Here is an 11073-nt window from a genome sequence, read left to right on the forward strand (position 1 = left end):
CGAGGGACGCGGCGACCGGAGGGAGCCGCGAGGCTGGGGAGGTGTGAGGTGCGGTGCTGTGCGGTCTGGGTGGGACTCAAAGGGGCAGCCGCGAGGCGGGCACAGGCGACGGAAGCACTGCAGGGAGCGAGCAACGCGAGCGACCGAAGCGCGCAGCGAGCGTGCGCCCGCCTCGCGGCTGGGGCTTTGTGGTGTTCACCAGGGATCTGGTGACAACCGCGTATAGCCGAGTGGCTGGGGCTTTGTGGTGTTCACCAGGGATCTGGTGACAACCGCGTATAGCCGAGTGGCTGGGGCTTTGTGGTGTTCACCAGGGATCTGGTGACAACCGCGTATAGCCGAGTGGCTGGGGCTTTGTGGTGTTCACCAGGGATCTGGTGACAACCGCGTATAGCCGAGTGGCTGGGGCTTTGTGGTGTTCACCAGGGATCTGGTGACAACCGCGTATAGCCGAGTGGCTGGGGCTTTGGAGAAGTTCACCGGTGCTCCACCGTCAGCGATCGTTTATAAATGAGCAACCGGAGCCTTGCAGGTGTTCATCGACGATCCGCGATCAGCCGCTTATACCCCGTCTCACGCCCCTTCTTCCAATCGCTGGTACCGCTCTTTAAAACGCGACAGGCAGGACGGGCAACAGAAGTGGTACACCTCGCCGTCGATCCGCGCCGTTTCACCCTCACTATCGACGGTGTTCGAGCACTCCGCGCAGGTCAACGCGAACTCCACGCCCTCGATCGAGGGGGTCCACTCGAACTCGTCGACCAGCGTGACGGCGTAGTCGTCGACGGCGACCCCTTCGAACAGCCCGGCCACCCACTCCCGGACGTTCCGCCCCTCCACCCGCCCGTACACCCGGAGGTCGCCCTCGGCCGTGACGAAGACGTGCTCGACGGCGTCGGCCTCGCGGGCGCGCTCCCGCGCCGCGTCGAGCGCTTCGGGACGGCTCGGCGGCAGTTCGGCGTCCACGAGCACCGGAACCCCGGCCCGGAGCTTCGTGCGGTCGACGTCGACCGTGAACCCCTCGATGATTCCGGTCTCTTCCAGCCGCGTGACGCGGTCGGAGACCGCCGGTCCCGACAGCCCCACGCGGTCGCCGATCTCGCTGAACGGGCGCCGGGCGTCCGCGGCCAGCAGCGACAGGATCTCCAGGTCCGTCTCGTCGAGATCGCGCATGGGGCCGGGCACGGGCTCGCGATACAAGACTATTCCGCAAGTTCGCTTACGATTCCAAAGCGCGTGCCGCGATCGAACCGGACTCGCGAAGCGAAAAGCGACAAACGTCTCCCCCTCGTATATCGGCGCACGATGAGTCGAACCATCACCGTCGAAGGGATGTCGTGCGGCCACTGCGAACAGAGCGTCGAGGAGGCGCTGGAGGGGGTCGCGGGCGTCGAGCGCGCGACCGCCGACCGCGAGAGCGACTCGGCGATCGTCGAAGGCGACGCGGACCCGAACGCGCTCGTGAACGCGGTTGACGAGGCGGGCTACGACGCGTCCGCTTAGAAGGGAAGACGGGGCGGTCGGCTCGGCCGCCTCCCTACCGGTTCAGCGTGTGGATCGCCTGCCCGCGGGCGTTCTCCGCGGCCTCCATCACCGCCTCCGCGAGCGTGGGGTGGGTGTGGACCGTCGCCGCCACGTCCTCCAGCGTCGCGCCCATCTCGATCGCGAGCGCGACCTCGGCGACCAGCTCGGAGGCCTCCGGGCCGACGATCTGCCCGCCGAGCACGAAGCCCGTCTCGTCGTCCGCGACGATCCGGACGAACCCCTCGGTGTGGCCCGTCGTCAGCGCCCGGCCGGAGGCGTTGAACGGCATCTCGCCGACGACGGGGTCGAACCCCTCGGCCTCGGCCGCTTCCTCGGTCAGCCCCACCGTCCCGATCTCGGGGTCGGTGAAGACCGCCGCGGGGATCGCTTGCTGATCCATCGCGGCCGGCTCGCCCGCGATCACCTCGGCGGCGACGATCCCCTCCTTGGAGGCCGCGTGCGCGAGCATCGGGTCGCCGGCGACGTCGCCGACTGCGTGGATATGCTCGACCGCGGTGCGGGTGCGATCGTCGGTGTCGACGAACCCGCGGTCGTCGGTCTCGATCCCGGCCTGCTCCGGGTCGAGCCCGTCCGTGACCGGCTGCCGGCCGACCGCGACGAGGATCTTGTCGACGCCGTAGGTCGACTCCTCCCCCTCCTCCGTCTCCGTGTGCAGGAGGTAGCCGCCGTCGGGCGCCTCCGACCACTCGCTGGCGCCCTCGCCGAAGCCGAACTCGACGCCCAACTCCTCGGCGCGCTTGCGGACGATCCGCTTCACGTCGTCCTCGTACGGCTGGAGGATGTCGTCGAGCATCTCGACGACCGTCACCTCCGCGCCGAGCTTCGCGTACGTCGTCGCCAGCTCCATGCCGATGTAGCCGCCGCCGACGATCCCGAGCCGGTCCGGGACCGTGTCGGCGTCGAGCGCCTCGGCGGAGCTCCAGACGTGGTCCTCCGCGAAGTCGAAACCGGGGATCTGGATCGGCCGCGAGCCGGTCGCGATGATCGCGTGCTCGAACTCGATCGACTCGGAGCCCTGCCCCTCGCCGCCGTGAGCGACGCGCGCGGTGTGCTCGTCGACGAACGACGCGGTCCCCTCGATCAGGTTGACGCCGTTCGCCTTACAGAGCTTCTCGACGCCGCTCGTCAGCCGGTCGACCACGCCGTCCTTCCACTCGACCATCTTCCCCATGTCGACGGCGGGGTCCGCGTGGACGCCCATGAACTCCGCGTTGCCGGCCTCGTGGGCGAGCCCGCTCCCCGTGATCAGCGCCTTCGAGGGGATGCAGCCGCGGTTCAGGCAGGCGCCCCCGTAGGCGTCCCGCTCGACCAAGGTCGCGTCGAGCCCCTCCTGTGCGGCGCGGATGGCGGCGACGTAGCCGCCCGGTCCGCCGCCGATCACCAGTACCTCCGTTCCGGTTGCGATGTCTCCGACGACCATTATTCGTTGAGTAACAGCAGGGGGTTTTCTAAGTGTTCCATGACGGTGTTCGCGAACCGAGCCGCGACCGCGCCGTCGACGACCCGGTGGTCGATCGACAGCGACAGCGGGAGCGTCGGCGCCGGGACGACCTCGCTTTCCCCGTCGCGTTCGCGCACGACCGGGCGGTCCTCGATCGCACCCAACCCGAGGATCGCGGTCTCGGGGTAGTTGATGATCGGCGTGGCGAACTCGCCGCCGATGGCGCCGAAGTTGGTGACGGTGAACGTGCCGCCATTCATCTCCGCGGGCTTCAGTTTCCGCTCGCGGGCTCGCGTCGCGAGGTCGCGCACCTCCGCGGCCAGCTCGAAGAGTCCCTTCTCGTCGACGTCGTCGACGACGGGGACCATCAGCCCGGCGTCGGTCGCGACCGCGATCCCGAGGTTGTACTCCTTCTTCAAGACGATCTCCTCGTCGTCCTCGCGCAGCTCGCTGTTGAGGTACGGGTGCTGTTTCAGCCCCGCGACGATCGCCTTCATCACGAACGGCATGTAGGTGAGGGTCACCCCCTCGGCCTCCGCCGTCGGCTTCAGCTCCGCGCGCGCCTCCACGAGGGCGTCGACCTCGGCGGTGTCGTGGTGCGTGACGTGCGGCGCCGTGAACTTCGAGCGCTCCATCTGCTCGCCGATGGTCCGCCTGACTCCGCGGTAGGGGACCGTCTCGTCGCCGGCGTCGGGCGCGGTCGCTCCGGCGGCCTCGCCAGCGGCGGCGGGCCCGTCGTCGGCACCGTCGGCGCTGTCAGCTTCGACCGGTTCCGGTTCGGGCGCCGACTCGGCGGCCGCCGCCGACCCCAGCGCGTCCGCGTACGCCTGCACGTGCTCGCCCGTGACGAACGCCTCGCCGTCCCGGGTCTCGTCGGTCGGTACGTCGTCGACGTCCACGTCGAGGTCGCGAGCCAGCTTCCGGGTCGCCGGCGTCGCCAGCGTCGCGTCGCGGCCGGCCGGCTCGGGGGCTCCGGGCGCGGGCCCCGCCGAGGATTCGGCGGACCCGTCTTCGCCGCGCTTTTTCACGGCCGACTTCCGGCCGCCGGATCCCACCTCGGTCGGCGTCGGGGCGGGCGCCTCGTCGGAGCCTGAATCGCCGGCGCCTCCCGCGTCGCCCGCGGCGTGCGCCCGCACGTCGGCCTCGCTGACGCGACCGCCGGGACCGCTCCCGTCGACGGCGGCGAGGTCGACGCCGAGCTCCCGCGCGAGTCGGCGGGCCGACGGGGGCGCGAAGGTGCGGCCCGTGGCGGTCTCCGGTTCGGCGTCGGCCGTGTCGGCGGCGGCCGGGTCCGGCTCCGCGTCGTCGGTCGCGGCCGGTTCCGCATCGCCGCTCTCCTCGGCGGCCGATTCCGGATCTGCGGCCGCCTCGTCGCTCGTCCCGTCCCCCTCGTCAACGCGGAACGAGATGATCACGTCGCCGACGGGGACCATCTCTCCCTCCTCGACGAACAGCTCCTCGACGGTCCCGTCGTAGCTCGACGGGACCTCGACGAGCGCCTTGTCGGTCTCGACCTCGGCGACCGGCTGGTCCTCCTCGACGCGGTCGCCGGGAGCGACGAGCCACGAGACCAGCTCGCCCTCGGCGACCCCTTCGCCCACGTCGGGCAGTTTGAACTCCTTGACCGGCATGGTCAGAACTCCACCGCCTCCCTGATACCCTCCTCGATGCGGGTCGCGGTCGGGAGGTAGTAGTCCTCCAGCGCGTACAGCGGATACGGCACGTCGAAGCCGGTGACCCGCTTCACGGGCGCCTCCTGATACAGCAGCGCCTCCTCTTGGACGATCGCCGTGATCTCCCCGGCGAGCCCGCCCGTCTTGGGCGCCTCGTGGACGACGACCGCGCGGCCGGTGCGCTCGAAAGCGTCGATTATCGCCTCGCGGTCGAGCGGGGAGACGGTGCGGAGGTCGACGACCTCGCACTCGATCCCCTCCTCGGCGAGCGTCTCGGCCGCCTCCAGCGTCGGGCGCGTCATGGCGCCGTAGGTGAACACGGCCACGTCGTCGCCCTCGCGTCGGGTGGCGGCCTCGCCGATGGGGACCGTGTACGGCTCCTCGGGCACCTCGTCGCGGAACGCGCGGTAGATGAGCTTCGGTTCGAGGAATATCACCGGGTCGGGGTCGCGGATCGACGCCGCGAGTAACCCCTTCGCGTCGTACGGCGTCGAGGGGATGACGACCTTCAGTCCGGCCTCGTGCGCGTAGAACGCCTCCTTCGACTCGGAGTGGTGCTCCGGCGCCCGGATCCCGCCGCCGTAGGGGGCGCGTAAGGTCAATGGGAGCGTGAACCGGCCCCGGCTCCGGGCGCGGAACCGCGCCATGTGGGAGACGATCTGGTCGAAGCCGGGGTACATGAACCCGGAGAACTGGATCTCGGGGACCGGACGCAGCCCCATGGCGGCCATGCCGACCGCGCAGCCGACGATCCCCGACTCCGCCAGGGGGGTGTCGACGACGCGGTCGCCGCCGAACTCGTCGAAGAGGCCCTCGGTCGCTCGGAAGACGCCGCCGTTCTTCCCGACGTCCTGGCCTAACACGAGCACGTCGTCGTCCTCGCGCATCTCGCTGTACAACCCGTCACGTACCGCCTGAACGACGGTGAGATTCTGTGTGTCGCTCATTCACTCCTCCAGGAACGCCTCGTCGCCGTGCGTCTCGCGGAACGCCGCGAACGCCTCCCGCTGCCGCGCCAGTTCGGGCGGGAGCTCCGCGTACGCGTGTTCGAACAGCTCGCTCGGTGCCGGCCGCGCGACCGCCTCGGCCTCGTCGATGGCGTCGGCGACGCGCTCCTCGACCGCGGTCCCGATCTCGGCGACGCGCTCGTCGTCGAGGATCCCCTCCGCGCGGAGGTACGCCTCCAGCCGCGGGATCGGGTCCTTCGCCTTCCAGCGCTCGACCTCGTCGTCGTCGCGGTAGACGGTGGGGTCGTCGGCGGTCGTGTGCGCGCCGAAGCGGTACTGGATCGCCTCGATCAGCGTCGGGCGCGGGCGGTCGGCCTCCGGGTCGCGCGCCTTCTCTAAGGCGGCCGTCGTGACGCTGTACACCGCGAGCGGGTCCATCCCGTCGACCTGCACCCCGTCGATCCCGTACGCCTCCGCCTTCTGGGCCAGCGTCGCGCTCCGCGTCTGCCGCTCGCGGGGGACGGAGATCGCCCACTGGTTGTTGTTACAGAAGAAGACGGTCGGCGTGTCGAAGACGCCGGCGAAGTTGACCCCCTCGTGGAAGTCCCCCTCGCTCGTCGCGCCGTCGCCGAAGTAACAGAGGAAGGCCTCGTCGGTCCCGCGGAGCTTCGACGCCCACGACGCGCCCGTGGCGTGAGGCACCTGCGAGGCGATCGGGACGGCGACCGGAAAGACGTTGACGCCCTCGGGCGCCTCGTTGCCGGCCTCGTGGCCCATCCAGTAGAGGAGGGTCTGTTTCAGCGGGAGCCCGCGGACCAGCGCCGCGCCGTGCTCGCGGTACGAGGGGACCATCCAGTCGTCCTCCGCGAGCGCGGTCGCGGAGCCGATCTGGGCGCCCTCCTGTCCCGACAGCGGCGGGTACGTCCCCATCCGCCCCTGTCGCTGGAGGCTCACCGCCCGGCCGTCGAAGTGTCGGGCGAGCCGCATGTGACGGTAGATGTCGACGAGCGCCTCGTCGTCGAGGTCGGGGACGTCGCCGACGACCTCGCCGTCCTCGTCGAGCACGCGGACCGGATCGTCGTACGCTCTGTCGAATACGCTCACGGTCGGACCCACCTGTTCATGTCCGAACAGTCCGCCGCCCGGGTAATATCGTTTTCGTAGGTAGTTTACGATACTCAGAAATCGGTGGGCGCGCTGAGAGTCCGTCCATCAGACCGCGAGAGAACCGAACGTTTCTGAACAATTCGCATCGAGTCTGGCAATATTTTCGTCGGCTCGGCGGTTTCTTCGGACAGTAGCGGACAAACCGGAAGGTTCCCGGGAATCCGGACCGCGACGGGAGGCGGCACCGCGGCTCGGCGGGGTCGATCGAGGCGCGGGAAACGGCGGGTGCGACGCGGCCGGGGGCCGGCTATCCGAGCCGGAAGGAGGGTTCGTCGGGCTCGCCGCCCTCGTCCCGCTCGCCGTCGAGGTCCTCCAGGTGGATCACGTCGTCGTCCTCGTCGTCCAGCTGCTCGCGGAGGTGGTTGATGTACCGCTTGTGCTCTTCGAGCTGCTCGCGGAGGTGGTCCGCTTCGAGCTCCAGTCGCTCGTGCTCGCGGACGAAGCTCTTGGGGACCTCGACGCGCGGGGGGAACACCTCCCCGGTCTCCGCCTCGCTCTGGAGCTCCGCCTCCGGGACGGCGCGGACCTGTCCGTCGTGGGCAACGAGCGTGTCCACGTAGTCCCGGAACACCGCCGACAGCGAGATGTCCCGCTCCTCCGCGATGTCGCGGAGCGCCTCGAACGCGTCCTCGTTGACGCGAAACGAGATCGTCTTGTTCTTGTTGCCCATCACCGACCGACTCCTCCCGCGAGCCACTTAAGCGTTCGTCAGACGGTGGCACGGAACCGCGAATATCGGGTCGCTCGGGCGTGAGACGCCCGACGCACGCGTCGGTGCGAGCGGCTGTCGTCGCCGGTCAGGGCTCGGGCGTCCCGGCCGGGTCCGTCGGATCGACGTCGCCGAGGTCCTCGTCGGCGGCGTCGCCGGCGAGCTCGGCGGCGTCGCCGGCGAGCTCGTCGCCGTCGCCCTCGTCGAGGTCCTCCAGCGCCGACAGCGCGGCGGCCTTGTACGTCTGGGGGTCCAGGTCGTACTCCTCGCGGGCCATCCGCGCGTACTCGTTGCCCTCGTCGTCGAACGCGGCGACGCGCTCGATCGTCCGCGTGGCCGTCTCGGCGACCCAGCGATCGCGGGTGGCGGCGTCGACCTCGGTGATCGACTCGGGGCGGACGGAGACCCGGACGGTGCCGTCGTCGGTCTCGTACGTCCGGGGCTTCCCCACGACTGCGACGTAGGCGGGCGCCTCCAGGTCGCGGAGCTTGGAGGCGGCCTCGGGCTGGTACTGGCCGGCGTACACGAAGAACGTGCCCGTCGGGTCGACGATGCGACCGCGCCAGTACTCGCTGTCCTCGCCGACGTCCTCTTTCTCGGTGAGCGTCCCCACGAAGAACACGCGGTTCGAGGACTCGCCCGTCGGCAGCAGCGCGTAGACGGGGGCGCGCTCGTCGTCGGATTCCGTGAACGTGTAGCCGGCGTCGTTGAACTCGCTCGCGAACACGCGCCGGGCGACCTCTCGGGTGGGTGCGGATTGACTCATTTAGATCGACCTCGCTTCGATCAGCGCGGCTTCGACGTCGACTTCGCCGGGGTTCTCCATCTCGTCGACCAGGACGTACCGGCCGAAGGTCGGGCCGGTGACGCGGTAGTAACGGCCGAGCACGTCGTCGGCCATCTCCTCGGCGACGACGGTGGTGTCGAGCGCGTCCATCGCCATGTCCTTGGCCTCTTCGAGGCCCATCCCGGTGAGCTTCTCGGTGGCCTCGCGGTCGAAGATGACCTCGGAGACGGTCTCGCCGTCGTCGAGGACGCCCTTGATCCGGAGGTCGAACTCGCCCTCGACCTGGCCGTGCTCGGAGCAGCGGCCGTTCTGGAGGACGCGCGTGCAGTCGTCCTCGGGGCAGCGCTTGATCAGCCCGGAGCCGGACTGGATGTCGACGAGCGCGCCCTCGACGGTGTCGGCGTTGTCGCCGACCTCGATCGCCTCGTCGATCTCGGTGATACCGGTCGTCCGGTTGAGCTTCACCGAGTAGCTGCCCTCGTACTCGTCGGTGACGACGTTCGAGAGCTCGTACGCCTGCCCCTCCGTCAGCTCGGGGAGGTCAGAGGTCTCGAAGGCGACGAACTTGATCGTCCCCGACTCGTCGCCGAGCAGGCCGACCTGCGAGATGGAGTCGCTGCGCGGCTCCCAGAGGTCGACCAGCTTCACGCGCAGGTCGACCCACTGTTCGTCCTCGTCGATCTCGTCGACCAGGACGGACTCGCTGCCGCCGCGGCCGAGCTCGTCGCGCTCCATCCCGGCGTCTTCGAGGTAGCCGTTGGTGACGCTCCGGCGCGCCTCGTCGAGGGGCACGCGGTACTCGTTGACGAGGTTCTCCAGTCGCTCTTCGACCTCGTCGGCGTCCACGTTCAGGTGGTCCGAGAACTGTTCCGCTATCGCTTCCGCTTCCTGTCGCAGTTCGCTCATGGGGTGTCTCCGCCTCCGGTCGTGTTTCAATGGGAGGCGTACGACGGTTGGTTCCTCACGGTATTAAAAATCCCGTAACCGCGGTGAAAGTGGTCTGTTCGCCGCCCTCACGGACGCTTCCGGTGGCACTCCGATTTCGACGGCCGCGCCGCGTCAGACGCCCGTATGCCATGCGCGGGCGCCGTTTCAAGTGGAACCGTACCACGCGAGACGGTCACAAGGTGGGCCGATCACAGGTACCCGTCGCGCTCGGCTAAAAGCAGTCCCTCCAGCGTCGCGTCGTTCGTCGGAGGCGAGCGCGCGAGTGACAGCGCCTCGTCGATCGGCACGGCTCGCGGTTCGAGGCACTCGTTGCTGTCGGCCTCGACGTCGACCGGTTCGAGCCCCTCGGCGACTACGTAGCCGCGCTTGTGGCGGAGCACGCCCGTCGAACACCACACCTCCTGTAAGAGCGCGGTCGAGTCGGGTGCGAACCCCGTCTCCTCGGCGAGTTCGCGCGCTCCCGCCTCAGTGTACGTCTCACCGGGCTCGACGATCCCCGCCGGCAGCTCCGACTGGGTGTTTCGCACGGTCGGACGGTACTGATCGACGAACAACACGTCGCCGTCGGCGACCGCGATCACGACGGTCGCGGGTGACAGCTCCGCCCAGTAGTACTTCTTCTCCGACCCGTCCGGCTGCTCGACGCGGTCGTATCCGCCGACGAACCACCCTTCGTCGTACTCGACGACGACCTCTCTCACCGGCCACGCCGGCTCGCCAGGCAGCGAGTGCGTGCGGCCGTCCGTGAACGCCGGGAGGTCCCGGAGGTCAGAAGCGGGCTCGCGGCGGTCGCGTGCGGGCGCGTCGCTCCCGCCGTCGTCGACGCTGTTCCCGCCTCCGATCGCTCCGTCGTCGCCACCGGTCACGGTCGAACCACCTCCACGCGGTAGGTCTCCCCCTCGTACCGGACCCGCGCCATCTCCGTCGTCGCGGCTTCCGGACGCTGTTGGACGAGCGATCCCATCTCGTCGAAGGGGCTGTGCGTGAACGGCTCTTTGATCCCGTACGGGCCGGTCTGGTACTCCGGAGAACGACCGTCGTCGCTCGTGAGCGCGCCCACGAGGTACGGATACCGGCGCTCGGAGACGTTTGTCACGTCGATCGCCGGCTCGTCGGTCTCGATCGGCTCGGCGGTGAGGTAGTAGGGGTCGCCGGTGCCGAGATAGCTCGGGAGCGCGCCCAGCGCGAGCAGCGCGACGACGACCAGCGCGATTGCGACGACGAGGTTCCGGGTGACCCGGCGCATACCCACCGTTGGCACCGCCGCGGAATACCGGTTTCGCCGTCGGCTGGCACCGCCGCGGAACACCGGTTTCGCCGTCGGCTGGCACCGCCGCGGAACACCGGTTTCGCCGTCGGCTCGTCGTCGTTCGCCCCAGTTCCCGATGCGTTTTAGCCGCCGGCGCTCCTTCCGGTGGGCATGGAGTACCGGTTCGAGCTGGCGCTCTGTGCCGCGCTCGAATCGCCCGACTCGGTCGTCGCGAGACAGCTCGGTGCCGGCGTCACGAACCCCGGCGGTCGGATCGTCGACGTCTGCGTGCTCACGCCCGGTCCCGGATTCGACCGCCGCGCGTCGATCACCGCCGACCGCATTCCCGACCCCGCGATCGAGGCGGCCGTCGGGCCGGGGGAGGCGGTCCCCGTCTCGGCGGCGTTCGACCTCCCGGCCGACCGCGCCGCCGCGGTAATCGACCGGGCGGTCGGCGTCGGCTACCTCGAACGCGATCGCCGCGACGGCCGGCCGGTCGTCCGCGCGACCGCACGGTCCCCCGCCGACTGGATCGGCTCGCTGACGGCGATCGAGACCACCGGCCCTGTCGACGCCCGGCGACCTGGCCGCCCCCCCCCGCCGCCGT

Annotated in this window: 11 protein-coding genes and 1 pseudogene; 2 read left to right on the forward strand and 10 right to left on the reverse strand. The window is 69.8% G+C overall.

Translation table 11 applies throughout. From position 1 onward, the window contains the following. Positions 1-573: 573 nt before the first annotated feature. Complete coding sequence (locus SD626R_RS15365; RefSeq protein WP_092567189.1) at positions 574-1173, reverse strand: AsnC family transcriptional regulator; 600 nt, start codon at positions 1171-1173, stop codon at positions 574-576. Positions 1174-1305: 132 nt separating this feature from the next. On the opposite strand from SD626R_RS15365, the gene SD626R_RS15370 reads away from it, so the two are divergent. Beyond that, positions 1306-1503, forward strand: coding sequence for a CopZ family metallochaperone (locus SD626R_RS15370; protein ID WP_092567190.1), 198 nt, complete (start codon positions 1306-1308; stop codon positions 1501-1503). 34 nt (positions 1504-1537) lie between these two features. Here the strand turns inward: SD626R_RS15370 and lpdA are convergent, their stop codons facing one another. From lpdA to SD626R_RS15415, 9 genes are all read right to left on the reverse strand, one after another. Then, positions 1538-2965: a dihydrolipoyl dehydrogenase gene (gene lpdA, locus SD626R_RS15375; protein ID WP_092567191.1), complete on the reverse strand. Its 1428-nt coding sequence runs from the start codon at positions 2963-2965 to the stop codon at positions 1538-1540. Continuing rightward, positions 2965-4617: a dihydrolipoamide acetyltransferase family protein gene (locus SD626R_RS15380; RefSeq protein ID WP_092567192.1), complete on the reverse strand. Its 1653-nt coding sequence runs from the start codon at positions 4615-4617 to the stop codon at positions 2965-2967. The genes lpdA and SD626R_RS15380 overlap by 1 nt, the downstream gene beginning before the upstream one ends. A 2-nt stretch (positions 4618-4619) precedes the next feature. Further along, on the reverse strand, positions 4620-5606 hold the full coding sequence (locus tag SD626R_RS15385) for an alpha-ketoacid dehydrogenase subunit beta (protein WP_092567193.1): 987 nt from the start codon (positions 5604-5606) through the stop codon (positions 4620-4622). Continuing rightward, positions 5607-6710: a pyruvate dehydrogenase (acetyl-transferring) E1 component subunit alpha gene (gene pdhA, locus SD626R_RS15390; protein ID WP_092567198.1), complete on the reverse strand. Its 1104-nt coding sequence runs from the start codon at positions 6708-6710 to the stop codon at positions 5607-5609. Positions 6711-7020: 310 nt separating this feature from the next. Further along, complete coding sequence (locus SD626R_RS15395; RefSeq protein WP_092567194.1) at positions 7021-7443, reverse strand: DUF8146 domain-containing protein; 423 nt, start codon at positions 7441-7443, stop codon at positions 7021-7023. Between the two features lie 127 nt (positions 7444-7570). Continuing rightward, on the reverse strand, positions 7571-8248 hold the full coding sequence (locus SD626R_RS15400) for an RPA family protein (protein WP_092567195.1): 678 nt from the start codon (positions 8246-8248) through the stop codon (positions 7571-7573). Further along, positions 8249-9175 (reverse strand): replication factor A, encoded by a 927-nt coding sequence (locus tag SD626R_RS15405; protein ID WP_092567196.1) that lies wholly within the window; start codon positions 9173-9175, stop codon positions 8249-8251. A 230-nt stretch (positions 9176-9405) separates the two neighbouring features. Further along, entirely contained in the window at positions 9406-10083 is a 678-nt protein-coding gene (locus tag SD626R_RS15410; protein WP_394324708.1) for an NUDIX hydrolase, read from the reverse strand. Further along, positions 10080-10463 carry a hypothetical protein gene (locus SD626R_RS15415; RefSeq protein ID WP_092567197.1) on the reverse strand — a complete coding sequence of 128 codons (384 nt, stop codon included), beginning with the start codon at positions 10461-10463 and terminating at the stop codon, positions 10080-10082. The genes SD626R_RS15410 and SD626R_RS15415 overlap by 4 nt, the downstream gene beginning before the upstream one ends. A gap of 174 nt (positions 10464-10637) precedes the next feature. Between SD626R_RS15415 and SD626R_RS15420 the strand changes: the two are divergent. Then, positions 10638-11073 (forward strand): annotated as a pseudogene (locus SD626R_RS15420) (DUF5787 family protein); the annotation flags it as partial.

It is taken from the genome of Halorubrum sp. SD626R, from assembly GCF_001261915.1.
GTDB lineage: Archaea > Halobacteriota > Halobacteria > Halobacteriales > Haloferacaceae > Halorubrum.

What these genes read in the sequence shown, in the direction of transcription:
- SD626R_RS15365 (WP_092567189.1), bottom strand. Translation starts at nt 1,173, where the DNA reads ATGCGCGATCTCGACGAGACGGACCTGGAGATCCTGTCGCTGCTGGCC.
- SD626R_RS15370 (WP_092567190.1), top strand. Translation starts at nt 1,306, where the DNA reads ATGAGTCGAACCATCACCGTCGAAGGGATGTCGTGCGGCCACTGCGAA.
- lpdA (WP_092567191.1), bottom strand. Translation starts at nt 2,965, where the DNA reads ATGGTCGTCGGAGACATCGCAACCGGAACGGAGGTACTGGTGATCGGC.
- SD626R_RS15380 (WP_092567192.1), bottom strand. Translation starts at nt 4,617, where the DNA reads ATGCCGGTCAAGGAGTTCAAACTGCCCGACGTGGGCGAAGGGGTCGCC.
- SD626R_RS15385 (WP_092567193.1), bottom strand. Translation starts at nt 5,606, where the DNA reads ATGAGCGACACACAGAATCTCACCGTCGTTCAGGCGGTACGTGACGGG.
- SD626R_RS15395 (WP_092567194.1), bottom strand. Translation starts at nt 7,443, where the DNA reads ATGGGCAACAAGAACAAGACGATCTCGTTTCGCGTCAACGAGGACGCG.
- SD626R_RS15400 (WP_092567195.1), bottom strand. Translation starts at nt 8,248, where the DNA reads ATGAGTCAATCCGCACCCACCCGAGAGGTCGCCCGGCGCGTGTTCGCG.
- SD626R_RS15405 (WP_092567196.1), bottom strand. Translation starts at nt 9,175, where the DNA reads ATGAGCGAACTGCGACAGGAAGCGGAAGCGATAGCGGAACAGTTCTCG.
- SD626R_RS15415 (WP_092567197.1), bottom strand. Translation starts at nt 10,463, where the DNA reads ATGCGCCGGGTCACCCGGAACCTCGTCGTCGCAATCGCGCTGGTCGTC.